The organism is Streptomyces lincolnensis (assembly GCF_001685355.1).
GTDB lineage: Bacteria > Actinomycetota > Actinomycetes > Streptomycetales > Streptomycetaceae > Streptomyces > Streptomyces lincolnensis.
Map to the genome: position 1 here is coordinate 8,953,592 of NZ_CP016438.1, position 22,864 is coordinate 8,976,455.

The 22,864-nt window shown below is 69.5% G+C and carries 21 protein-coding genes; 11 read left to right on the forward strand and 10 right to left on the reverse strand.

Translation table 11 applies throughout. From position 1 onward, the window contains the following. Window positions 1-68 precede the first annotated feature (68 nt). Together SLINC_RS39520 and SLINC_RS39525 are read right to left on the reverse strand one after the other, a co-directional pair. Window positions 69-818, reverse strand: coding sequence for an ABC transporter permease (locus SLINC_RS39520; RefSeq protein ID WP_237282010.1), 750 nt, complete (start codon window positions 816-818; stop codon window positions 69-71). 146 nt (window positions 819-964) lie between these two features. Beyond that, window positions 965-1,993 (reverse strand): ABC transporter substrate-binding protein, encoded by a 1,029-nt coding sequence (locus SLINC_RS39525; protein ID WP_067446219.1) that lies wholly within the window; start codon window positions 1,991-1,993, stop codon window positions 965-967. Between the two features lie 311 nt (window positions 1,994-2,304). Between SLINC_RS39525 and SLINC_RS39530 the strand changes: the two genes are divergently transcribed. The 3 genes from SLINC_RS39530 to SLINC_RS39540 all read left to right on the forward strand — a co-directional run bounded on the left by SLINC_RS39530 (window position 2,305) and on the right by SLINC_RS39540 (window position 5,262). Beyond that, entirely contained in the window at window positions 2,305-3,090 is a 786-nt protein-coding gene (locus SLINC_RS39530; protein ID WP_067443235.1) for an ABC transporter ATP-binding protein, read from the forward strand. Further along, window positions 3,087-4,031, forward strand: coding sequence for an LLM class F420-dependent oxidoreductase (locus tag SLINC_RS39535; protein ID WP_211292768.1), 945 nt, complete (start codon window positions 3,087-3,089; stop codon window positions 4,029-4,031). The genes SLINC_RS39530 and SLINC_RS39535 overlap by 4 nt, the downstream gene beginning before the upstream one ends. 160 nt (window positions 4,032-4,191) lie before the next feature. Then, complete coding sequence (locus SLINC_RS39540) at window positions 4,192-5,262, forward strand: alpha-L-rhamnosidase-related protein (protein ID WP_067443236.1); 1,071 nt, start codon at window positions 4,192-4,194, stop codon at window positions 5,260-5,262. Between the two features lie 845 nt (window positions 5,263-6,107). Here SLINC_RS39540 and SLINC_RS39550 read toward each other — a convergent pair. Further along, window positions 6,108-6,620, reverse strand: coding sequence for a MarR family winged helix-turn-helix transcriptional regulator (locus SLINC_RS39550; protein WP_225988447.1), 513 nt, complete (start codon window positions 6,618-6,620; stop codon window positions 6,108-6,110). Between the two features lie 101 nt (window positions 6,621-6,721). Between SLINC_RS39550 and SLINC_RS39555 the strand changes: the two genes are divergently transcribed. From SLINC_RS39555 to SLINC_RS39580, 6 genes are all read left to right on the forward strand, one after another. Then, complete coding sequence (locus SLINC_RS39555; RefSeq protein ID WP_067443239.1) at window positions 6,722-8,200, forward strand: MFS transporter; 1,479 nt, start codon at window positions 6,722-6,724, stop codon at window positions 8,198-8,200. A gap of 262 nt (window positions 8,201-8,462) precedes the next feature. After that, window positions 8,463-8,834 carry a zinc ribbon domain-containing protein gene (locus tag SLINC_RS39560; protein WP_067446225.1) on the forward strand — a complete coding sequence of 124 codons (372 nt, stop codon included), beginning with the start codon at window positions 8,463-8,465 and terminating at the stop codon, window positions 8,832-8,834. A 63-nt stretch (window positions 8,835-8,897) separates the two neighbouring features. Continuing rightward, window positions 8,898-10,115, forward strand: coding sequence for a CaiB/BaiF CoA transferase family protein (locus tag SLINC_RS39565; protein ID WP_225988448.1), 1,218 nt, complete (start codon window positions 8,898-8,900; stop codon window positions 10,113-10,115). Between the two features lie 30 nt (window positions 10,116-10,145). Beyond that, on the forward strand, window positions 10,146-11,321 hold the full coding sequence (locus SLINC_RS39570) for an acyl-CoA dehydrogenase family protein (protein WP_067443240.1): 1,176 nt from the start codon (window positions 10,146-10,148) through the stop codon (window positions 11,319-11,321). A gap of 23 nt (window positions 11,322-11,344) precedes the next feature. Beyond that, window positions 11,345-12,127: an electron transfer flavoprotein subunit beta/FixA family protein gene (locus tag SLINC_RS39575; RefSeq protein WP_067443241.1), complete on the forward strand. Its 783-nt coding sequence runs from the start codon at window positions 11,345-11,347 to the stop codon at window positions 12,125-12,127. A gap of 96 nt (window positions 12,128-12,223) precedes the next feature. Then, window positions 12,224-13,189: an electron transfer flavoprotein subunit alpha/FixB family protein gene (locus SLINC_RS39580; protein WP_067443242.1), complete on the forward strand. Its 966-nt coding sequence runs from the start codon at window positions 12,224-12,226 to the stop codon at window positions 13,187-13,189. Window positions 13,190-13,496: 307 nt separating this feature from the next. Here the strand turns inward: SLINC_RS39580 and SLINC_RS39585 are convergent, their stop codons facing one another. The 6 genes from SLINC_RS39585 to eno all read right to left on the reverse strand — a co-directional run bounded on the left by SLINC_RS39585 (window position 13,497) and on the right by eno (window position 19,639). Continuing rightward, window positions 13,497-14,360: a 3-hydroxybutyryl-CoA dehydrogenase gene (locus tag SLINC_RS39585; RefSeq protein ID WP_067443243.1), complete on the reverse strand. Its 864-nt coding sequence runs from the start codon at window positions 14,358-14,360 to the stop codon at window positions 13,497-13,499. A 176-nt stretch (window positions 14,361-14,536) separates the two neighbouring features. Then, the gene (locus SLINC_RS39590; RefSeq protein WP_067443244.1) at window positions 14,537-15,445 is read right to left on the reverse strand and encodes a LysR substrate-binding domain-containing protein; all 909 of its coding nucleotides are present in this window, start codon (window positions 15,443-15,445) and stop codon (window positions 14,537-14,539) included. Window positions 15,446-15,530: 85 nt separating this feature from the next. Next, complete coding sequence (locus SLINC_RS39595) at window positions 15,531-16,631, reverse strand: alcohol dehydrogenase catalytic domain-containing protein (RefSeq protein WP_067443245.1); 1,101 nt, start codon at window positions 16,629-16,631, stop codon at window positions 15,531-15,533. A 49-nt stretch (window positions 16,632-16,680) separates the two neighbouring features. Next, complete coding sequence (locus SLINC_RS39600; protein WP_067443246.1) at window positions 16,681-17,232, reverse strand: carboxymuconolactone decarboxylase family protein; 552 nt, start codon at window positions 17,230-17,232, stop codon at window positions 16,681-16,683. Window positions 17,233-17,263: 31 nt separating this feature from the next. Next, on the reverse strand, window positions 17,264-18,268 hold the full coding sequence (locus SLINC_RS39605; RefSeq protein ID WP_067443247.1) for a VOC family protein: 1,005 nt from the start codon (window positions 18,266-18,268) through the stop codon (window positions 17,264-17,266). A gap of 60 nt (window positions 18,269-18,328) precedes the next feature. Next, the gene (gene eno, locus SLINC_RS39610; protein ID WP_067443248.1) at window positions 18,329-19,639 is read right to left on the reverse strand and encodes a phosphopyruvate hydratase; all 1,311 of its coding nucleotides are present in this window, start codon (window positions 19,637-19,639) and stop codon (window positions 18,329-18,331) included. Between the two features lie 438 nt (window positions 19,640-20,077). Between eno and SLINC_RS39615 the strand changes: the two genes are divergently transcribed. Beyond that, the gene (locus SLINC_RS39615) at window positions 20,078-20,644 is read left to right on the forward strand and encodes an NADPH-dependent FMN reductase (RefSeq protein ID WP_067443249.1); all 567 of its coding nucleotides are present in this window, start codon (window positions 20,078-20,080) and stop codon (window positions 20,642-20,644) included. 79 nt (window positions 20,645-20,723) lie between these two features. Here SLINC_RS39615 and SLINC_RS39620 read toward each other — a convergent pair whose 3' ends face one another. Then, window positions 20,724-21,755, reverse strand: coding sequence for a LacI family DNA-binding transcriptional regulator (locus SLINC_RS39620; protein ID WP_067443250.1), 1,032 nt, complete (start codon window positions 21,753-21,755; stop codon window positions 20,724-20,726). A 185-nt stretch (window positions 21,756-21,940) separates the two neighbouring features. On the opposite strand from SLINC_RS39620, the gene SLINC_RS39625 reads away from it, so the two are divergent. After that, window positions 21,941-22,720, forward strand: coding sequence for a fumarylacetoacetate hydrolase family protein (locus SLINC_RS39625; RefSeq protein WP_067443251.1), 780 nt, complete (start codon window positions 21,941-21,943; stop codon window positions 22,718-22,720). Window positions 22,721-22,864: the final 144 nt, after the last annotated feature.

Genomic DNA, 22,864 nt, shown 5'->3' on the forward strand with positions numbered 1-22,864 from the left:
CCCGCGGCGACAGGCCCAGGGGCGGGCACCGTTCGGTGCTCGCCCCCGCAGGCGGGGGAGCCCCTACGTTATCCGCGCCAGGTGGTGTCCCTGACCCAGGGCAGCGCGAACCGTTCCAGCACCACCAGAGCAAAGTAGAGAAGGATGCTCATCAATCCGATCAGGATGATCGCGGCCCAGGCGGTGGCGGTGTCGCCCACCCCGCCGGCTTGCACGATCAGATAACCCAACCCGGCCTCACCGGCCTGGAACTCGCCGATGACCGCACCGATCGCGGCGAGAGGCATGGCCACCTTCAACCCGACGAAGATCTGCGGAAGCGCGGCGGGTAGCCGTACCTTCCGGAATGCCTGCCAGCGAGAGGCATCCAGCGAGCGCACCAACTCGGCCAGGTCCGCCGGAGTCGAGGTGAGGCCGGTCGCGGTGGACAGCACGATCGGGAAGAAGCAGAGCAGGAAGACCATGGTCAGGACCGGCTTCTGCCCCCAACCGAGCGCCCCGACCAGCAGTGGCCCCAGCGCGATCTTCGGAACCGCGTTGACGGCGACCAGCAGCGGTGTGAACATGCGCTCCAATACGCGCGAGGCGGCCAGGGACAGTCCGATCAGAACTCCGCAGACGCTGGAGAGAACGAACCCGACAACCGTCTCCACCGTGGTGTCACCGGTGTGTTCCAGGAACCGGGCCGGGGCCGCGGTGAACGCCGAGAGCACAGCACCCGGGGGAGGCAGTACTGCCGGGTGGATCACCTCCAGCACTGACGTGAGAAGCCACCACACGCCGAGCGCGACCAGCAGCCCGGCCATGGGCAGCAGCACGACGCCGACGCCCGTCCCGCGACGTGGACCGACTCGTGGCACGGGCACGGGCACCGGCTCCGGGCCCGTCGTGGGGGACTGGTGCGGCCTCGGCAGTTCGGTCATCCCATCCTTGTCCAGGGTGGCTCCTCTCCAGCGTGGCGCGGTCAGGCCTTCGGCACCAGGTCGAAGTCGATGATCTGCTCAGGGGTCATCCCTTTCGGCAGCGTGCCCGCCTCCTCCAGAATCTTGATGCTCTTCGCCACCCGCCCGGAGTCCAGCGTTCCGATCGCCGTACCGGAACCGTCCTTCGGTGCGACGTACGCGGCCATCGACTCCAACTCGGCTGCCGCAGCGGTCGGGTTCGTGGTGTCCACGTTCCGCTTCAGGATCTCGGAGGCTTCCTTCGAGTGGGCGAGGCTGTACTCCAGGCCCTTGAGCAGCGCGGCGGTGAACCGCCGCACCATCTCCGGATCCTGCTCGGCGATCTTCGTCGACGTGATCAGCACGTTTCCGTACAGGTCGGGGATCACGTCGCTGTACGGCAGCAGCACGGCCTTCTTCTTCGTCACCGCCTCGACGGTCGGCTTGCCCACCACGAACTGGCCGATGCCGTCCACCGAGCCGCCGGCCAGCGTGCCCATCAGGGTCTGTGCCTCGCCGTTGACCCAGGTCACCTTGTCGGCGTCCACACCGGCCAGCCGGGCGTACGTAGGGAAGAGGTTGCGCACGACAGAGCCGGGGGTGTCGGCGAGCCGTTTGCCCTCAAGGTCCTTCGGCGTGGCGATGCCGTTGCCCTCGGTGGTGGCGATCGCGGCCATGGTGCGCTGCTGGATGGCGGCCACCGCGACGAAGTCCTTCGACTGACCGTTGCCCATGTGGAGCAGACCACCCGTCAGGTCGATGGGGCCGAACTGCGCCTGACCACTCACGACGGCCGGAATCACACCGCCGGTGCCCTGGCCCGGCCTGATCCGCACGTCGAAGCCGGCCTCTTCGAAGAACCCCTTGTCCTTCGCGACCCAGGCGTACGCGTCCCGGCCGAAGCTGCCGAAGGAGGTCAGGTAGGTCACCTTCTTCAGCGCCTTGCCGTCCTCACCGGCATCCGTGTCGGAATCCGAGCCGCCGCACCCCGCCACCAGCGCCAGCGCTGTGGTCAGGGCCGCCGCGGCGACCGTACGGGCGAAGCTGATCATGCGCACAGTGGTGTCCTTTCCGACCGCCGAACGCGCCGGCGGAGGGGCGTCGAGACAGACGAGGCGGAACGGAACGGAACGCGACGGAACGGAACGCGACGGAACGGAACGGCGGCACGGAGCTGCCGAGGGCATGACACTTGGTGCGGACAACAGCGTACGAGGGACGGGTAGTTGTGGGCCAGGTGTGGGGCATGGGGGCATGAGCCGACAGGACGACGGGTACCGCCGATCGGCCTGCTGCGGGTAGCCTGATCGGGCGTTACGACCCGGTCGGCATGACGATTGCCAGGGGATGGGGAGACCGCCGGATGATCGGACTCACCGGTGTGTCCCGGAGCTTCACCAGCCGGTCCGGTTCGACGGTGGCGCTCCAGGACATCGGCCTTCACATCACCGAGGGCGAGTTCGTGGCGGTGGTGGGCCGGTCCGGGTGCGGAAAGTCCACGCTGCTCCGGCTGATCGCCGGTCTCCTGCCGGTCACCGAGGGCGAGATCACCATCGGCGGCGAGCGGGTCACCGGAGCCCGGCGGGATGTCGCCATGCTGTTCCAGCGGTCGGCACTGCTGCCCTGGCGGTCCGTCCTCGACAACGTCCTGCTGCCCGTGGAGATCTTCGGCTGGAACAAGGCGAAGCACCGCGATCGGGCGTACCGGCTGCTGGAGACGGCCGGACTGAACGGCTTCGAGAAACACCGGCCGCACGAACTCTCCGGCGGTATGCAGCAGCGTGTCGCGCTGTGCCGGTCACTGATGGGCGAGCCGCGGGTGCTGCTCATGGACGAGCCGTTCTCCGCGCTCGACGCGCTGACCCGCGCGGACCTCGCGGTGGAGCTCCAGCGCATCCACCTAGAGAACTCGTCCACCGTCGTCTTTGTCACGCACTCGATAGACGAGGCCGTGCTGCTCGCCGACCGGGTGGTGGTGCTCACCCCGCGCCCGGGCCGGATCCGCAAGATCGTCGACATCGCCATACCCCGGCCGAGGACACTGGGCCGAACCGAGCACCTGGGCGAAGTGGCCCGGTGCAGCGCCGATCTGCACGAGCTGCTGATGGAACGGGACATGTCCAGGGCGGTCGAAACGGAGGGGCGATGAGCCTGCGGATCTGCGTCTTCACCGAGCCGCACCGCGGCGCCGACTACGAGGACCAGCGGCGCTTCGCGCAACTCGTCGAGGCCGGCGGCTTCGAGGGCTTCTTCCGGGCCGACCACTTTCAGGCGATGGGTGCCGATCCCGGCCTGCCCGGCCCCACCGACGCCTGGTTGACGCTCGCCGCGCTCGCCCGGGAGACCTCCACGATCCGACTGGGCACCCTGGTCACGTCGGCCACCTTCCGGCTGCCGGGACCGCTCGCCGTGATGGTGGCGCAGGTCGACCGGATGAGCGGGGGGCGGGTCGAGCTGGGCCTCGGCGCGGGTTGGTACGAACGCGAACACACCTCGTACGGCATCCCGTTCCCGCCCGCCCCGGAGCGCTTCGATCGGCTGGAGGAGCAGCTGGCGGTGATCACCGGCCTGTGGCGGACACCGGTCGGCGAGAGCTTCACCTACCGCGGCGACCACTACCAGCTCGTCGACGCGCCCGCTCTCCCGAAGCCCGTGCAGGTGCCGGGGCCGCCGATCATCGTCGGGGGCCGTGGCCCCAAGCGCACCCCGGAGCTGGCAGCCCGGTACGCCGACGAGTTCAACATGCCCTTCAAGTCGGTGGCGGAGACCGCTCGGGCGTACCGACGCGTTGCCGAGGCGTGCGACCGGACCGGGCGGACCGACGCCGGCCGGCCACCCCTGGTGCTCTCGGCCGGTGTCGTGGCGGCCATCGGCCGTACGGACACGGAGGCGCAACTGCGGGCCGCCCCGCTGCACGTCAAGAGCGCGCTGCCGCCGGAGGATGCGGTGGTCGGATCCCCGGCCCAACTCGTGGAGCGGATCGGCGAGTTCGCCGCGATCGGCGCCGGCCGTATCCATCTGCGGCTGATCGACTTCAATGACCTCGACCACCTGGAACTCATCGCCGGCGAGGTGCTCCCGCAGCTGTAGAGCGCGAAGCCCGCAGCACGCTGCGGTGCCGGAAGCGGTCGGTGTCAGCTACGGCTCGGCCTGGTCTGCCCGTTCACCACCTCTTGACGTGGCCGTGAGATGTCAGTAACGTCCAGGCAACCTGACTGATTGAAACGATTCAATTCGGAGTCACCATGTGATGATCACCGTGCCGTACTCGGTGTGGCGCGCCTACGACGACACCCGCATCCTACGGGAGAACTACCCCGCCATGCAGAAGTTCTTCCAGTTCGTGCACGACAGCGCCGGCCCGGACCTGCTCGAACCCGGCCGCACCACCTTCTTCACGAACGACTGGCTGCACCTGGACGACCCGACCGAGCAGGGCATCCTGGGCACGGCCTACTACGCCGAGAACGCCCGCATGATGGCCGAGGTGGCCAAGGCCCTGGGCGACGACACGGCGGCCTCCGACTACGGCAAGCTCTCCGCCGATATCCGCACCGCCTTCACCAAGGCCTACGTCGCGGCCGACGGCACCGTCACGGGGAACTCGCAGACCGGGTACGCCATGGCCCTCGGCATGGACCTGGTCACGGAACCGGCACTGGTCGAGAAGGCCGGCGAGAAGTTCGTGGCCAAACTGGCGCTCACCGACCACCACCTGCGGACCGGCTTCATCGGCACGCCGCTGCTGCTGCCCGCTCTGAGCAGGATCGGCCGGGACGACCTGGCCTACAAGACGCTGCTGCACAAGGACTACCCGTCCTGGGGCTACGAGGTCGCCAACGGTGCCACCACCATGTGGGAACGCTGGAACTCGATCATGCCCAACGGCGACTTCGGCCCGGGCGACATGAACTCCTTCAACCACTACGCCTACGGCGCCGTGGGCGACTGGATGTTCCAGAACCTCGGCGGCCTCTCCGCGATCGAGCCCGGCTACAAGCGCTCCCGGATCGCTCCGGTGCCCGGCGGGAACCTGACGGAGGGCTCCGGGAGCCTCAAGACCGTCTACGGCCTCCTGTCATCGAAGTGGAGCAGCCGCGACGGCGCTTTCGACCTGAAGGTGACGGTGCCGGTCAACACCGTCGCGGAGGTTCACGTGCCGGCGAAGACCCGCTGGGCGGTCACCGAGAACGGTCGGCGCGCCGACACTGCCAAGGGTGTCCGGTTCCTGCGCATGGAGGACGGGGCCGCCGTGTTCGAGGTCGGGTCGGGGGCCTACAGCTTCGGCGCCGCCGCTCCGGACGTGCCGACGGCGGGCTGACAGGTCCGGCAAGTCCAGACCTCCGTCAAGGGCGCCCGGGCCGCCTGCGTAACGGATGGTGCGCAGCGCTCCGACGAACTCGTGGACCAGGCCCGGACACGGTTGGGCCGGTTGTCCACGGGTCAGACCCTGACCCCGGTCGGTGCCCCATGAGTCTCACGGTTGTCCCACACCAAGACCATCGGGGCGGCGGGTTGTCGGTGGGCGGCGGACAGCAGGTCGCGGTAGTCGGCTCAGGTGAAACTGTGCCGGTACGTGCGCTTGTGATCGCCTGCCGTGTCAGCCGGCAGGCGAGGCGGGATCGGCTCCCTGGCCGACAGCAGGCCAAAGCGGCCAGAGAGGTGCGGCGTTGGGAACGTCCGCGCGAGGGCCCGGTCCAGCTGGGCGGGCAGGAGGCCGCTGTGGTGATCGCACATCATGCTGGCGAAGTCGCGGGCATGGGGCGTGCGGCGGCGTCGAGTCAGGGGCGGCCGGTCCGGATCTCCTTGAGCCAGCTCGGCTTCTGCGCCGGGTTGCGATGGCGAGCTCTCCGGCCTTCATCGCCACCGCACCCACCAGCGCCGCTGTACGTGGCCCAGCATCTCCTCGGCCACGAAGGCCTCCAGACCACCGAGAGCTACGCGCACCTGCGGCCGGGACGCCCACAAGGCTGTCCTCGGGGCTTGGGAGCGGCTGGACTCTGCGCCGGCCATCGTTGCGTGGACCCGGCCTTCGGCCGGGCCAATCGCAGAACCGCTGCCCCTTCGCGCGCGTCCGGCAGTTCCTGTGCCCGGGCGGGTTCCTCGGCAGGGCGTGAGCAGAGCGGGGTGCCAGTACGGCCGCGAAGTGTGATGCCCCGCCAGAGTTCACGACTCCGTCGTCGGATGCGTGGCGCGAGTCCGTGGCCGTGACGTGGCCAGGCCGGTTTCCATGGCGCCGAGCAGGGTGAGGGCGGCGTCGAGGCGGGTGGCGTCGTGGTTGGCCGCTGCTGAGACGGCGGCGGCCCATTCCCGGCGGACGAGGGCGTAGTTGGCGCGTCCGTGGTCGGTGACGTGGACGGTGACGCCGCGGCGGTCGCCCGGGTCGGCGCGTCGCTCGATGAGGCCCTTCTGCTCCAGTCCGCGCAGGACGGTGGAGAGGTTGGTGCGTTGCAGTCCGGTCGCCGCGGCGATGTGGCTGGGTGGGGCGGGGGGCTCGTGCTGGAGGTAGCGCATCACCATGCCCTCGGACGGGGAGAGGGGGATGGCCCGCTCGTCGGTGTAGCCGCGGAACTGGATCTCCCGGCTGATGATCAGGACGAGGTCGGCCAGCTCGGCCCACCGCTGCTCATCGTCCGGCGCGGTCATCGGGCCCGTTGGGTGTGTCTGCTCCTCCGTCACGACTCCAGGGTACGGGGTTGCCCGAAAGTGGTTATGACCTCATACTCATCATGAAGCATGTAGTTATGACCTCATAATCTCTCTGTCTTCTGGAGACTGCCATGTCAACGATCACTTCCTCCCGGCATGCCAGGGCGAGCAGGCTCTCGCCCCATGCCGCGGCCCGCGCCGGCGGGCTGCACCCGGCCGGGGTGTTCATCCTGCTGGCCGGCGCGTTCCTGCCGATCATGGACTTCTTCATCACCAACGTGGCCCTGCCCAGCATCGACGCCTCGCTGCATGCCTCGGCCTCGTCGCTGGAGCTGGTGATCGCCGGGTACGGCGTCGCGTACGCGACGTTGCTGGTTCTCGGCGGCCGGCTGGGCGACCGCTACGGCCGCCGTCGCGTCTTTCTCGGCGCGTTGGTGGGCTTCGTACTGGCCTCACTGGCCTGCGGAGCCGCTTCCGACGTGGGCGTGCTGATCGGGGCCCGCATAGTCCAGGGCGCCACCGCAGCCCTGCTCGTTCCGCAGGTACTGGCGACCTTCCATCACGTCCTGGAAGGGGAACGCAGGGCGCGCGCCGTGGCGTTGTACGGCGCCACCTCCGGAATCGCCGCCGTGGTCGGGCAGTTGGTGGGCGGGCTACTGGTCAGCGCCGACATCGCCGGCACCTCCTGGCGGCCGATCTTCCTGGTCAACGTGCCCATAGGTGTGCTGGTGCTGGTCGTCGCGGCCCGCGTCGTGCCCGACACCCGTTCGCACCATCCGGTCGGCATCGACCTGCCCGGCACCGTACTGTTCGCCGCCACGCTGACCGCCCTGCTGGTTCCCCTGACCGAGGGCCACTCGCTGGGCTGGCCGTGGTGGACCTGGCTGTCGCTCGCCGCCGCGGTCGTCCTCGGCGCCGTCACCTACGTCGTGGAGAAGCGCGCCGAGCAGCGTGGCGAGGTGCCGCTGCTGCCGCCGTCCGTGCTGCGCCTGCCGTCGATGTCGCGTGGCCTCGTCATGGTGTTCGCCTTCAGCGTCGGCTTCGGCGCGTTCATGTTCGTCTTCGCCCTCACCGTCCAGAACGGCCTGCACGCCGACGCCCTGCACGGCGGCCTGGCCATTCTGCCCATGGCCCTGCTGTTCTTCGCCGGCTCCCTTCTCGCGCCTCGCGTCATCGGGCGATACGGCAGGGCCGCGCTGTCCGCCGGGGCCGTCGTCCAACTCGTCGGCCTGGCCCTGCTGGTGACGGTCCTGGTCGCGAACTGGCCGCATGTCGGTCTCTGGGTCATGGCCGGGCCTCTCGCCCTGGTGGGCGCCGGGCAGTCGATGCTGTTCGCCGGTCTGTTCCGCAGCGTGCTCGCCGATGTCCCCGCCCACCTCGGCGGGATCGGCAGCGGAGTCCTGATCACCCTTCAGCAGAGCGGACTCGCCCTCGGCGTGGCCACGCTCGGCACCCTCTACCTGACCCTGGCTCCGCACGACGTCGCGCACGGCTTCGCCGACGTCGAGTACGTGCAGATGGGCATCGTGGCCCTGCTCGCGGTCGGCGCCGCCGCCCTGCCGCGATTCGCCGGAGGTGCCTCGGCGGCCTCTCCGGTCGTCGACGCCTGAGCCACCCCATCCCGTCGCGGGCCGCGCCATGAGAGTAGCGCCAGGAAACCGGCTCTGACCTCAGCGAATAGAACGCCTTCCGCGCACAAAGATGCGTCAGCTCGTCGTTGACCGGCGCTCTGCGACAGGGCCAGGGTGGTGGAGCCGGATCGGATTCCGATCTCCCGTTTTCCGGTCACCGAACTGCGTGCAGGAGGCCGTGATGCTCCGGACAGACACCCGTGAAACCGCCGTGCCGGGGGAAGACCGCGAGGCGGCTGCCATGGCCACGACAGCACCCGTCACACCGAACACCCCGGAGGATCGCGGCGCGCTGCTCTTCCAGCGCTGCCGCTGGTGCGGCACTCCGGCCTACCGCCGTTCGTTCTGCCGTGCCTGTGGGGCCACCGCCTTCCAACGGGAGCGCAGCGCGGGTGCCGGGGTCCTCGTGCGCCGTATCGGACAGGCCCCGCTCAACACCTGGTTCGTGGCGATGGACGAGGGGTTCACCCTGCTGTGTCAGATCACCAGGACGGCGCCGGTCGTGGTCGCGGTCGGGGCGAGGGTGCGTGTCGTGCGGGCCGTCGCGCCTCTCGACCAGGGGCTTCCCCTCGTCGAACTCACCTACCGTGCAACGGCGTTGGAACGCTGGTGATGACGGGAAGCGGCTCCGGCCATGTCACGTTCGCGTAGGCGGCACGATCAGAGGGGAGGGTGCGTGGGCACCCAGTACAACGCGCCGGACGGATGGGCCGGTGTCGTGGACGGAGCGGGACGGGGCGCGCTGGAGGGTGTGCGTATCGCCGACTTCTCCCGGGTTCTCGCGGGCCCCTACGCCACGATGCTCCTCGCCGACCTCGGCGCCGACGTGGTGAAGGTGGAGCGGCCGGGGACCGGGGACGACACCCGGGCCTGGCACCCGCCCGCGGACCACGACGGAACGTCGACGTACTTCCTGAGCGTCAACCGGAACAAGAGGTCCGTCGTCCTGGACCTGACGACCGAGGCGGACCGGGAACAGGCACGTGCCCTGGCCGCCGAGTCCGACGTGCTGGTGGAGAACTTCCGGCCCGGCACGATGGAACGGCTGGGGCTCGGACATCAGGAGCTCCGTGCCCGGCACCCTGAGCTGGTCTACTGCTCGATCAGCGGTTTCGGCGGCGGAGCGGGGGCCGCGATCCCCGGATACGACCTGCTCGTGCAGGCCGTCGGCGGCCTGATGAGCGTGACCGGAGACGTGCACGGGGAGCCGGTGAAGGCGGGCGTGGCCCTGGTCGACGTGATCACCGGACTGCACGCCTCGCTGGGCATCCTGGCTGCCCTACGGCACCGGGACGCCACCGGAGAGGGGCAGCTCGTGGAGGTGAACCTGCTCGGCTCGCTGCTGTCGGCCATGGTCAACCAGGCATCGGCCTTCGCTGTCGCCGGTGTCGTCCCGGGGCGCATGGGCAACGCCCACCCGAGCATCGCCCCGTACGAGACCTTCCCCACCGCCGACCGTCCGCTCGCCCTCGCGGTGGGCACCGACCGGCAGTTCGCGGCGCTCGCCGAGGCCGTCGGGGATCCCGGTCTCGCTCTCGACGATCGCTTCCGCACCAACGCCGACCGGGTGGCCCACCGTCCCGAACTCCGGGACCTCCTGGTCGAGCGGCTCAGCGCCGCAGGCGCCGACCACTGGTCGGCCGTCCTGCTGGCCGCCGGGGTGCCCGCCGGACCGGTCAACACCCTCGACGACGCCTTCGCCTTCGCGCGAAAGCTCGGCCTTCCCGGCATCGTCGACATCCCCGCCGCCCCGGCCGACGGAGAAGCGGGCAGGCCCTCCCGCCAGGTCGCGCACCCCATCGCGCTGAGCGGGACACCCGCGCGGTACCGCCTGCCACCGCCCCGCCTGGGCCAGCACACGGCGGAGATCCTCCACGGCCCTCAACTCACCTGATGTCCCACCCCTGACGACAAGGAGCCCAGCATGAACAGCAAGCCGATGAAGGACCCCCTCGAACTGCTCGACATCGCCTCCGTCCTCACCGACGAGGAGCGCGAGATCCAGGCCACCGTCGCCAAGTTCCTCGCCGACCGGGTGCGCCCGCATATCGGCGAGTGGTTCGAGAACGCCCACTTCGCCCGCGAACTCGCGCCGGAACTGGGGAAGTTGGGAGTTCTCGGAATGCACCTCGAAGGCTACGGCTGTGCCGGCACGAACGCGGTCAGCTACGGCCTGGCCTGCCTGGAACTGGAAGCGGCCGACTCCGGCTTCCGCAGCTTCGTCTCCGTACAGGGTTCGCTGTCCATGTTCTCCATCTGGAAGTGGGGTTCGGAGGAGCAGAAGCAGGAGTGGCTGCCCCGGCTCGCCGCCGGTGAGGCGATCGGCTGCTTCGGCCTGACCGAAACCGACTTCGGCAGCAACCCCTCCGGGATGCGCACCAGGGCCGTCCGCGACGGCGACGACTGGATCCTGAACGGCTCCAAGATGTGGATCACCAACGGCGGCATCGCGGATGTGGCCACCGTCTGGGCGCAGACCGAGGACGGCATCCGCGGCTTCCTCGTACCGCGCGGCACGCCGGGCTTCACCACGCAGGACATCAAGCAGAAGATGTCGCTGCGCGCCTCGATCACCTCGGAGCTGTACTTCGACAACGTACGGCTGCCCGACGCGGCGCGCCTGCCGCTCGCGGAGGGCCTGCGCGGACCGCTGTCCTGCCTCAACGAGGCACGCTTCGGCATCCTGTTCGGCGCGGTCGGCGCGGCCCGCGACTGCATCCAGACGGCCATCGAGTACGCCGACTCCCGCGTGCAGTTCGACAAGCCGATCAGCGCGTTCCAGCTCACCCAGAAGAAGCTCGCCGACATGAGCGTGTCCCTCGGCAACGCCGCGCTGCTCGCCCTCCACCTGGGCCGGCTCAAGGACCAGCACCGCATCCGGCCCGAGCAGATCAGCGTCGGCAAGCTCAACAACGTCCGGGAGGCGATCGCCATCGCCCGCGAGTGCCGCACCGTCCTCGGGGCCAACGGCATCTCCCTGGAGTACTCGCCGCTGCGCCACGCCAACAACCTGGAGTCCGTGCTCACCTACGAAGGCACCAGCGAGATGCACACGCTGGTCGTCGGTCAGACGATCACCGGATATCCGGCGTTCCGCTGACCACCGGCCGAAGGAATACGCCCGTGAACATCGTCGTACTCGTCAAGCAGGTCCCCGACACCAGCGCCGAACGCACCCTGTCCCGGGCCGACCACCTTCTCGACCGCGAGGACGCCGATCTCGTCCTGGACGAGATCAACGAACGCGCCGCCGAAGAGGCCCTGACGCTGAAGGAGACCGCGGACGCCCACATCACCGTCGTCTCCATGGGACCCGACTCCGCACTGGATGCCATCCGCAAGGTCCTGGCGATGGGCGCCGACCGCGCCATCCACATCTGCGACGACCGGCTGCGCGGCGCGGACCTGCTGACCACCGCCACAGTCCTGGCGGCCGCCGTGCGGACGGTGCAGGACGTCGACCTGGTCCTGGCGGGCAACGCGACCACCGACGGACAGGCCGGCGCGGTCCCGGCCGTCATCGCCGAACTGCTCGGCCTGCCGCAGCTCACGCAGGTCCGGCAGCTGACCGTGGAGGCGGGACAGGTGAGCGCCGAGCGCGAGACCGAGAACGGCGAGGCGACGCTGAAGGCGCCACTGCCCGCGCTGGTCAGCGTCACGGAGAAGATCAACGAGCCGCGCTACCCCTCCTTCAAGGGCATCATGGCCGCCAAGAAGAAGCCGGTGGACACGGTCGACCTCGACGACCTGTTCCCCGGCGCGGACGGCGCCGGGTTCCTCGTGACCCGCACCCGCGTCGTGGAGGCCGTCCTGCGTCCGCCGCGGTCCGCCGGAATCCGCATCACGGACGACGGCTCGGCAGGCCGACAGCTCGTCGAACATCTCATCGCCCAGAACCTGGTCTGAACCGCCCCGCCCCCTGTCTCGACCGAACAACGCGATCGAACAGCGCGGCCAAGAAGCACGACACGACTAAGAAGCGCGACCAAGAAGCAGGCACCCATGCCCGATGTCCTCGTCCTCGTCGACCACGACGGGGAACGTGTCCACAAGTCCACCTACGAACTCCTGGCTGCCGCCCGGCGACTGGGGGACCCGGCCGCCGTCGTCGTGGGAACTCCCGGTACCGCGGCGCGACTCAAGGAATCCCTCGCCCGCCACGGTGCCACCAGCGTCTACGTGGCCGAGTCGGACGAAGCCGGCGAGTTCCTCGCCACGCCCGCCGTCGACGTCCTGGAACTCGCGGTTCGGGACGCCTGTCCCGCCGCCGTTCTGGTCTCGGCGACGACGGACGGCAGGGAGGTGGCGGGGCGCCTCGCCGTGCGGCTGGACGCCGGGCTGCTGATCGACGCGGTCGACCTGGACTCCTCCGGGGTGGTCACCCAGATCGTCTTCGGCGGGGCGTACACCGTGCGCTCCGAAGTCACCCACGGCACGCCGGTGATCGCCCTGCGTCCGGGTGCCGTCGAGCCGGAGGAGCACCCGGTCGCGGCGATGGTACGGGAACTCGTGGTGCCGTCGGTCGACCCGGCGACCTCCGCCCGTATCACCGATCGGCGCGCCTCACCCGCGGGCGACCGTCCCGCGCTCACCGAGGCGGCCGTCGTCGTCTCCGGAGGGCGCGGTGTCGGAGGAGCGGAGGGCTTCACGGTGGTGGAAGAGCTGGCGGACGCCCTGGGAGGTGCGGTGGGTGCCTCGCGCGCCGCGGTCGATGCCGGCTACTACCCGCACCGGTTCCAGGTCGGGCAGACCGGCAAGACCGTCTCCCCCCAGCTGTACATCGCGCTGGGCATCTCCGGGGCCATCCAGCACCTCGCCGGAATGCAGACCTCCAGGACGATCGTCGCGGTCAACAAGGACGCGGAGGCACCCGTCTTCGGCCTCGCCGACTACGGCGTGGTGGGCGACCTGTTCGCGGTGGCCCCCCAGCTCACGGAGGAAGTGACCGCCCGCCGCGCAGCCCCCTGACGCGCTTCGCGGCCTGAGCGGTTCGCAGGCCCGGACCGCACCGGCACGCGACTGTCGACCCCCGCTGCATGCGCGTCGGGGGTCGAGCGCTTCCCACGGGGCAGCCAACGGCCCATCACGGGTTCGGCCTCAGCATCGGCCAGGTCGACGAGGTGCCCTGGGCGCAGACCGACACCAAGGGGGAGGCGCGCGCGGCGCGTGTATGACGTCGGCCGGCGGGCGAAGGCCGTGCCGGGGCCGGTCGGCGGTAGGCGTACGGCAGCCGTCTGCTCGGCGGCGGCCGTACGCCCCGCTGGAGCGCCGGCCCTCAGGCTGCCCGGTAGGTGAAGAACCCCTGTCCCGACTTCCGGCCCAGCAGACCCGATTCGACCATCCGGCGCAGCAACGGGGGAGGGGCGTACAGAGGTTCCCGGTACTCCTCGTACAGCGCCTCGCCTATCGCCGCCACGGTGTCCAGGCCGATGAGGTCGGCGAGGTGCAGCGGGCCCATGGGGTGGGCGCAGCCGGCGGTCATCCCGGTGTCGATGTCCTCCGCCGTCGCCGTGCCCGAGCTGACCATCCGGACTGCCGCCAACAGGTAGGGAACCAGCAGGGAGTTCACGACGAAGCCCGCGCGGTCCTCGGCGACGATGGTCTTCTTGCCCAGGATCTCGCCGGCGAAGGCACGCACGCGCAGTTCCGTGGCCTTCGAGGTGTGCAGTGACGGGATCACCTCGACCAGCGGCAGGACCGGGACCGGGTTGAAGAAGTGCAGGCCGACCACCGCCTCCGGCCGCCCGGTGGCCGCGGCGAGCCGGGCGATGGGGATCGAGGAGGTGTTGCTGGCCAGCACGGCAGCAGGGCCGGTGACCTTGTCCAACTGCCGGAACAGCGCCGTCTTGGCCTGCTCGTCCTCTACTGCGGCCTCGATGACCAGGTCCGCCCCGGACAGGCCGGTGAGATCCGCGGTGACCGAGATCCCGGCCAGGGCACGAGCGCGGTCGTCCGGGGTGATGGCGCCGCGCTTCTCCGCCTTGAGCAGGGAGTCCGCCACGCCGGCCAGACCGGTACGGGCCCTGTCCTCGGTCACGTCGCACAAGATGACGCGCAGCCCGGCCCGGGCGCAGACCTCGGTGATGCCCCGGCCCATCTGTCCGGCGCCGACGACGCCCACGCGCTTGATCGATGTCATGTGTTCCTCCGCCTGCCCTCTCCGTCTGGTGCAGTGTCGAGCGTAGGCTTCGTACACCCCCTCTGACCTGCTCAGATGGTGCGTATTCGGCGTACAAACATGCGTCGGTTCGGCGTTGACCGGACAGCGGCCGCGATGGGCGTGGGGAGGCGACCTGTCGGTGGGGCGTCGCCGCTTCAGCCGGCAGTGACCGTGGCGGCGGCCGCCTCGCGCAGCCGGCGGATCACAGCACGGACCGCGGGCGAGGTCTCGCCCCTGCGGTAGGCGCCCACCAGCCGGGTGGTCAGCGGTACGTCCGCCAGCGAACGGTAGGCCACACCCGGGATCTGCACGCGGCGCAGTGAATCGGGGACCAGGGCGACCGCGAGACCACCGCCCACGAGTGTCAGGGCGGCGATGAAGTCCCGCACCGGGGGAGCGCAGCGCGGGCTGAAGCCCCCCTGCTCCGCCACCTCCAGGATCTGGTCGCGGCAGCCGTACTCCTCGTCGAAGTGCGGGGCCACGAACTGCTCGTCGCGCAGCTTCGCCGCCGGTATCGCCTCGTACGCCGCGAGCGGCGCGTCGGCCGGAAGCGCCAGGACGACCTTCTCGGTGAGCAGACAGGTGGCCGTGACGTCGGGCGGGTACTCGGGCCGCCAGCGCAGGAAACCGACGTCGATGTCCCCGCAGGCCAGTGCTTCCAGCTGCGCCGGTGTCTCCAACTCGCGTACCTGCACGGTGAGGTGAGTGCCGGGGGCCGCGCAGCGGGTGAGGACGTCGGTCAGTACTCCGGAGAACGCGGCCGAGGCGACGTACGCGATCTGGGCGTGCCCCAGCTCCCCGCGACCGGCACGGCGGCCCACCGCCTCGGCCCGGGCGACCTGGGCGAGCGTCAGCCGTGCCTCGTCGAGAAACAGCTGCCCGGCACTGGTCAGTGCCGGGCGGGTGCGTCGTCCGCGGTCGATGAGGCGGACGCCGAGGTGTGACTCCAGCGCTCTGATCTGGGCGCTGAGGGCCGACGGGGCGAGATGCAGACGGTCCGAGGCCCGCGCGAAGTGCAGTTCCTCCGCGACGACGACGAACGATTCCAGCCAGCGCAGTTCCATCGGCTCCTCCGTCCTGCTGGGGCACCCCGCGGCGGCGTCAGGGCAGGACAGGGCCGCCGCGGGGTGAGTATGGACGATCCGCCGTTCAGGGCGTCACGACGTAGTTGCTGAATCCGCCGTCGCTGTCCGTGGCGCGTCCCGAGATCGCCTCGTTGACGTTCGACAGGGGGAAGGGCTTGGTGATCAGGTAGGACAGGTCCAGGGCTCCGGTGGCCACCATGTCGGCGACTTCCTGGCCCTGCGCGGTGGTGAACCAGTTGGAGCCGATCAGCTGGACCTGCTCGTCCATGAGCCACTTCACGTCCACGGGCAACCGGTCGGACACGCCACCGACGTTGACCACCTTGCCGCCCCGGCGGACGCCCTGCATCGAGTCGAGCATCGTCTCGACCGGCGCCTTGGCCCCCAGGGCGCTGATGACGAAGTCCGCTCCCTCGCCGCCGGTGCGGGACTTGGCCCATGCGCCGGTGGAGCCCTCGCCCAGTCGCATGACCTCGATGCGGTCCGGGGCGAGTTCCTTGACGCGCTTGAGCAACTCCTCGTTGCGGCCGGTTCCGAGGACCTTGGAGACACCCGAGGCCAGTGCGAGGAGGGTGGAGGCGACGCCGAGGGTGCCGGTGATGCCGTCGATCAGCGCGACCTGGCCGGGGCCGGCGGCGGCGTGCTTGAGGGCTCCGTAGGAGGTGCCGATGTAGCCGAGCTTGCCGGCCTGCTCGAACGTCATGGTGTCGGGGATGTTGACGATCGAGTGCTGCGGGGCGGTCATGTACTCGCAGAACCCGCCGTAGGGGTAGAGATCGAAGATCCGCTGCCCGTCACGGGAGGTGCTGAAGTAGCCGTTCAGGGTGAAGTAGCGGCACCGGCTCAGCTCGCCGCCGCGGCAGACCTGGCAGCTGCCGCAGGAGCGCAGAGGGCTCACGTAGACCCGGTCGCCGGGCTTGGTGCTGAGCACCGCCTCGCCGACCGCCTCGACCACACCCGCGGGGTCCAGACCGAAGATCGCGGGGAGCTTGGGCAGCGGCTGGTGCGGGTACCAGGTGGGCCAGTTGTTGATCACGTTGGCCATGTTCGGCACGATCCCGCACGCCTTGACCCGCACCAGTACGTCGGTCGGCCGTGGGGTGGGAACGTCGATCGTGTCCACGGACATCGGCTCACCGAGGGCGTGCAGTCGTGCAGCGAGCATTTTCGCCATTGAAATACTCCGGTATTGATGGGCGGTACGGTGCCGAGAACTAAGAATTCGGGAACGGGTTCGGGTAATTGTCCTCAAGGTCGATGTCCAGCAGGCCCATGATGCGAACGCCGGAGTTGTACCAGGCGATGGACAACGACAGTTCGACCATCTGCCGGTCCGTCAGATAGGCGGCGGCAGCACGCCAGGTCTCCTGCGAGACCTCGACCTGGAGTGTCGACTCCTTGGCGAGGCGCATGATCGCCTTCTCCGTCGAGTCGAACAGGTGGGACGACTCGAAGTCGGCCACCGCCGCGAGCTGTTCCTCGGTCAGCCCGGCCTTGAGTCCGTGCGACTGGTGGTGCGCGACCTCGTACGAGGACCGGGTCGCGTGCCCCACCGTCAGGATCGCCAGCTCGCGCAGCTTGGGACTGAGGTCGGCGGCCCGCAGCGAGTTGGCATAGGTCAGGAAGGCGTCCAGCTGGGCCGGTGCGTTGGCCAGCGCGAGGAAGATGTTCGCCGTCGGCACCTTGCGCTCGGCTTCCAGCCGGTCGTACAGGGGCTTGTGCGACTCTTTCGCGTCCTCGCGGCGCAGATAGGGAACTCGTGTCATGGCGTCTCCTTGGGGACGGACATACGAACGGTCAGGGGAGGGGCTGTTCGAGCAGGAACCGCTCCAGTGACATGGGCTTCGGCAGTTCGGCCGGCGGGATCTGGGGCGTGCCGACGAAGGGGGATGCCTCGAAGTACCACTTCTCCAGGGCCGGCAGGCCCCAGCGGGCGTTGGTGCTCAGCGATGCCGCGTCCCAGCGGACGGGCTCGATTTCCGTGTCGATCGTCTGGTAGTGGCTGTTGAAGACCTCCACCCGGTGACCGTCGGGATCGCGGAGGTAGACGAAGAGCATCCCGCCCGGACCGTGCCGTCCGGGGCCGCGCTCCACGCCGTCGCCGTAGCCGAGGATGCCCGCCCAGTCGCAGGCGGTGAAGATGTCATGGCTCTCGGAGACGGTGTAGGCGAAGTGGTGCAGGGCCGGCCCGGTGTTCTCCACGATCGCCAGGTCCAGACAGGTGCCCTTGCGGTACATGAACGCACCCAGCAGCTTGTCGCCGTGCTCCAGGTACTCCGAGTTGCGGAAGCCGAGCTCGCTGTAGAACGCGCACAGCTCGAAGGTGTCGGGCGCGAAGATCTGGTAGTGGTCCAGCCGCTGCGCGTGGGCACCCTTGTACCGCTCGAAGTCGATGTGCAGCCGCGGCCGGGTCTCCATGTGCGCGCACAGTTCCAGTGGTGTGCCGATGGGGTCGCTGACGTGCAGGGTGCGGCCCTGGTACGGGACGTCGACCCACTCGGCGGGCAGCCCCCGCTCACGGAACCAGGCGTACGCGAGATCCAGGTCCTCGTCGAAGAAGACCCGGAAACCGATCCTCCGGCACGAGCCCGCGCCCTCCTCGTCCAGCTCCAGCACGAGACTGTGGTGACAGGCTTCGGCCAGGCCGCGCAGATAGCAGGTGCGCTCGTCCTCGTCGCTGACGACGAGCCCCAGCGCTTTCACATAGAAGTTCCGGCTCTCGGCCAGGTCGGCGACCGTGAGACGGACGTGGCTGGAGCGGGTGATGTTGAAACTCGGGCGCAGATTGACGGGTGGCAGCATGCGGGCCTCCGTGCTCCGATCGGCTCTGGAATGCGATGACTGTAATACTTCGATGCCGTTTTACGGCTTGGTCGTAATGGACCCTGATCCGGCGAATGCGAGGGCGGACCACCCGCTGAATTCCGCGGATTCACCGAGGGACTCCTCGATGCGCAGAACCTCGTTCCATTTCGCCATGCGCTCGGAGCGCGTGAACGAGCCCACCTTCAGCTGGCCCGCGTCCCATCCGACGCTCAGGTGGGCGATGGTGATGTCCTCGGTCTCCCCGGAACGCGCCGAGACGATCGTGCCGAAGCCGGCGTCCTTTCCGGCCCGCAGCGCCTGGAACGCCTCGGTGACCGTTCCGGCCTGGTTCGGCTTGATGAGAACGGCGTTCACCGTTCCGGAGGTGGCCGCCGCCTCCACCCGCTTGGCGTTCGTGACCAGGTAGTCGTCGCCGATCACCTGGCAGCGGTGGCCGTAGCGCCGGGTGAACTCCAGCATGCCGTCATGGTCGTCCTCGCCCACCGGGTCCTCGACGGACAGGATCGGATACTGCTCGATCCAGCCGCCCAGCATGTCGATCAGCGCTTCGGTGCCGAGTGTGCGGTCGTCCAGGGCCAGCGTGTACCGCCCGCCACTGCCGAACTGCGAGGCGGCGACGTCCAGTGAGATTCCCACCTGGGTCGAGGGAGCGAAGCCCGCGGTCTCGATGGCGCGCGTGAGCGTCTCCAGCGCTTCCTCGTTGGAGTCGAACGCGGGCCAGAATCCACCCTCGTCGGCCACGCCCTGCGCCTTGCCCGCCCGTCGCATGAGGCTTCCGGCCGCCCGGTAGATCTCCGCGGTCCAGTCCAGGGCTTCCGAGAAGCTCGCTGCCGCGGGGCACATCACCATGAAGTCCTGCACGTCGACCCGGCGGTCCGCGTGGGCGCCGCCGCCGAAGATCTGGATCTCCGGCAGCGGGATGCGGACCGGCCGGCCGCCCGCCAGGTGCTGCCACAGCGGTACGCGAGCCGACGCGGCGGTGGCGTGCAGGACGGCCATGGACGTGGCCACGATCGCGTTTCCGCCGAGACGGCTGCGGTCGGGGGTTCCGTCGAGGTCCACCAGGAGCCGGTCGACGGTCTCCTGGTCGGTCGCGTCGAGGTCCAGGAGGGCGGGCGCGATCTCCTGGTTCACCGAGCCCACCGCGCGGTGGACGTCGTACCCGCCGAAGCGGTCGCCGCCGTCGCGCAGGTCGAGCGCCTCGCCCAGGCCCGTCGAGGCCCCCGCCGGTGCGATGGCCCGCCCGATCGCGCCGTCCGCCAGGTGGGCTTCGACCTCGACGGTCGGCCGACCACGTGAATCCCACACCCTGCGGCCGTGGAGTTTGGCGATCCGCGCGTCTGTCATGGCGGTGCAACCTTTCGGAGTTCGGACGATCGGGGGAGGACGGGGCCCGTACCCGGGCCGGTCACTGCGGCGAGGACGGGGTGGGGTCGCATCAGCGGTGCGGCTTCCGGACGGGCACCGGGGGCAAAGGGCGATGACGAGGGTTGCTCATTCATCGCGGCAGGAATGCTAACGATAGCGCAATCGTGCGAAGCGCCGGCGTGGATGTCAAGGGGGCAGGTAGCGCTATGTGCCTGTGGGCGGGCAGTTTGCGCCCCCTTGTTGGCTCACCGCCGGGCCGGTGCTATCGTTCGCACAATTCCGTTCCGGCGATGACTCCGACGGACCCGCGCTCTTCCTGGACGGACGGACAGCACAGGAAGAGGCGGGTCCGCCGGGCCGGGCCGCGGCCGAAGAGAAAGTGAGCCCGATATGGCACCCGAGCCTTCTGCGGCGCCGATGACCCTCACCACCGTGGTGGCCAGTACGCGTCCCGGACGGGTGGGCAGGTCCGTCGCGGACTGGTTCTCTGCCCGGGCGGCCGAGTGCGACGAGTTCGAGTCGCACACCGTCGACCTGCGGGAACTCGCCCTGCCCTTCTTCGACGAGCCGCATCCGCCCGCCCTGCGTCAGTACACGAAGAGCCACACCCGTGAGTGGAGCCGGATCGTCGACGCGTCGGACGCGTTCGTGTTCGTCACCCCGGAGTACAACGGCGGTTTCCCCGCCCCGTTGAAGAACGCGTGGGACTACCTCGTCGTGGAGTGGCGGCACAAGCCGGCCGGCTTCGTGAGCTACGGAGGTGTCTCGGCGGGCACCCGGGCGGTTCAGATGGGCAAGCAGGTCGTCGCGAACCTGAGGATGCTGCCGATCGGTCCGACCGTGAGCATCCCGTTCGTCAACGAGTGCGTCGAGGAAGGGGCCTTCCGGCCCGGCAAGATTCACGAGGCCGCTGCCGAGCAGGTGCTCGACGAGCTGGTGCGCACCGCCCGCGTCATGCGCCGGCTGCGCAGCGGAACGTACTGAAAGCCCCTGGATGTGCGAAGGCGCCCGGAGCACGCGGCTCCGGGCGCCTTCGCATGTACGGCGGGTCGGCGCCCGCGGTTCAGCGGGGCCTGGACGGAGCCGGGCCACCGGGAGCTGCCGTGCTGCCGCGCAGAACCAGTGATCCGGGGGAGACCGAGGTGTACGGGCCGTCGTTGGTCGGCTTGGTCTTGAGGCGGCGCATCATCCACAGGGCGCAGCCGGTGGCCATCTCCTGGATCGGCAGGCCGACCGTGGTCAGCCCCGGGCCCCACCAGGAGAACCCCGGCTCGTCGCCGAACCCGACCACGGACAGTTCCCCGGGCACCTTCACGCCCTGCTGGGACAGCTCCTCCAGGACGCCGAGGGTGAGCTGGATCGATCCCAGTACGAGCGCGGTGGGCGCATCCGGCTCCTTGAGCAGCCGCCGTACCGCCTGGCGGCCGTGGTCCACGGACGACGGCGGCCCCAGTTCCGCGCGTCCGGCGTCGTCGGGGAGGCCGCCTTCCTGAAGGGCGCTGCGGAAGCCCTCCAGGCGCTCCGCACCCGTGGGCAGTTCGACCGGGCCGCCCAGGTAGGCGATGCGGGTGTGCCCCAGCTCCACGAGATGGGCGGTGGCCCGGCGCAGTGCCTCACGGTCGTCCACGCCGAACCACTGGGCGCCGAGCGACGGGTGGCGGCGCAGCAGCTGAAGGTGCGGCATCGCGCGCAGGAGCTTGACGGAGTCGCTGTGCGGGCGCGCGGTGGGGACGATGATGACGCCCGCCACGCGGGTCGCGGACAGCTCCCGCAGATGGCGAAGCTCCACCATCCGGTCGTCGTCGGTCTCCGAGAGCATCAGCTGGTAGCCCTCGGCCTCCATGTTCTTGGACAGCTCGTGCGCGATGGTCGAGTAGAAGCTGTTGCGGATGTCCGGGATCACCAGCGCGACCACGTTGCTGGACGCGCCGCGCATCATCCGCGCCGCGCGGTTGCCGACGTAGCCCATCTCGGAAGCGGCCTGGCGGACCCGGAACTTGGTCTCCTCGCTGATGCGGGAGTCGTCGGAGAGCGCCCGGCCGACCGTCGAGACGGACAGTCCGAGGCGTTCGGCGATGTCCTTGGTGGTGATCACGTACTGGGCCCCCTGGGGTGACTGGTCCCGTGCCGCTTACTTTCCGTGTGCCAACGATAGCGTTCGCGTCGCGCTCGGTGGTCGGAGCGGAGTGACTCCGGGATGACCTTTATTGCTGTGCTAACGTTAGCATTGCTGGATGGGCCGTGCAGCCGTCCCTGGCTGCCTAGTTGCGGAGGTATTCCGTGCGGATCGTCAGGTACGCCGTCGACGGTGTGCGTCACTACGGTGAACTGGAAGCCGGTGACGCCCGAATCGCCAGATTCGAGGGTGATCCCTTCACCGGGCTGTCCCCTACGGGGCGCATCGACAAAGCCGGCGACGTGGTCGTCCTATCGCCGCTGGAGCGGCCCCGGATCTTCGGCTTCGCCTACAACTACGCCTCACACGTCGACGAGACCGACCGTGAGATTCCGGAAGTTCCCGTGTGTTTCATGAAACCGAGCACCGCGGTGGTGGGGCCGGGTGACGCCATCGTCTATCCGGCGGACGGCGAACTGGTTCATTTCGAGGGCGAGTTGGTCGTCGTCATTGGAAAGGAAGCCCGCCATGTGAAGCCTGCCGAGGCCCATGAGTACATCCTCGGCTATACGTGCGGCAATGATGTCAGCGATCGCATCGTCCAGCGCAAGGAAAGCAAATACGGCACGCTTCTGATCGGAAAGGGGCAGGATACCTTCGCGCCCCTCGGGCCCGTCATCGCCACCGAACTCGACCCCTCGGGACTGTCGCTGACGACGCGGGTGAACGGCACCGTCGTGCAGTCGGCGAGCACGGCCGACCTGCTGCTCGCCGTCCCCGACATCGTCAGCTACCTCAGCCGCCGTCTGACGCTGCTGCCCGGCGACGTGATCATGACCGGTACGCCTTCCGGAGTCGGGCCGATCCGTCCGGGCGACGAGGTCGAGGTCGAGATCGAGGGCATCGGTGTCCTGCGGAACCCGGTCGTGGCCGAGAACCTCTGACCCGGGACGCCCACGGGGCCCGCCCACCGCTCGGCGGTGGGCGGGCCCCTCGGCATGTCGGCGGTGCGCCACCGTGTCCTGCCCATGGAGTGTCGCCGTGTCGCACCGGCATGGCCGGATGCGGCACGGCGACAGATGCGCGCC

Bases quoted from the DNA above. Each gene is read 5' to 3' on its own strand.
- SLINC_RS39525 (WP_067446219.1), bottom strand. From the start codon at position 1,993: ATGATCAGCTTCGCCCGTACGGTCGCCGCGGCGGCCCTGACCACAGCG.
- SLINC_RS39530 (WP_067443235.1), top strand. From the start codon at position 2,305: ATGATCGGACTCACCGGTGTGTCCCGGAGCTTCACCAGCCGGTCCGGT.
- SLINC_RS39535 (WP_211292768.1), top strand. From the start codon at position 3,087: ATGAGCCTGCGGATCTGCGTCTTCACCGAGCCGCACCGCGGCGCCGAC.
- SLINC_RS39540 (WP_067443236.1), top strand. From the start codon at position 4,192: ATGATCACCGTGCCGTACTCGGTGTGGCGCGCCTACGACGACACCCGC.
- SLINC_RS39555 (WP_067443239.1), top strand. From the start codon at position 6,722: ATGTCAACGATCACTTCCTCCCGGCATGCCAGGGCGAGCAGGCTCTCG.
- SLINC_RS39560 (WP_067446225.1), top strand. From the start codon at position 8,463: ATGGCCACGACAGCACCCGTCACACCGAACACCCCGGAGGATCGCGGC.
- SLINC_RS39570 (WP_067443240.1), top strand. From the start codon at position 10,146: ATGAACAGCAAGCCGATGAAGGACCCCCTCGAACTGCTCGACATCGCC.
- SLINC_RS39580 (WP_067443242.1), top strand. From the start codon at position 12,224: ATGCCCGATGTCCTCGTCCTCGTCGACCACGACGGGGAACGTGTCCAC.
- SLINC_RS39585 (WP_067443243.1), bottom strand. From the start codon at position 14,360: ATGACATCGATCAAGCGCGTGGGCGTCGTCGGCGCCGGACAGATGGGC.
- SLINC_RS39590 (WP_067443244.1), bottom strand. From the start codon at position 15,445: ATGGAACTGCGCTGGCTGGAATCGTTCGTCGTCGTCGCGGAGGAACTG.
- SLINC_RS39595 (WP_067443245.1), bottom strand. From the start codon at position 16,631: ATGCTCGCTGCACGACTGCACGCCCTCGGTGAGCCGATGTCCGTGGAC.
- SLINC_RS39600 (WP_067443246.1), bottom strand. From the start codon at position 17,232: ATGACACGAGTTCCCTATCTGCGCCGCGAGGACGCGAAAGAGTCGCAC.
- SLINC_RS39605 (WP_067443247.1), bottom strand. From the start codon at position 18,268: ATGCTGCCACCCGTCAATCTGCGCCCGAGTTTCAACATCACCCGCTCC.
- eno (WP_067443248.1), bottom strand. From the start codon at position 19,639: ATGACAGACGCGCGGATCGCCAAACTCCACGGCCGCAGGGTGTGGGAT.
- SLINC_RS39615 (WP_067443249.1), top strand. From the start codon at position 20,078: ATGACCCTCACCACCGTGGTGGCCAGTACGCGTCCCGGACGGGTGGGC.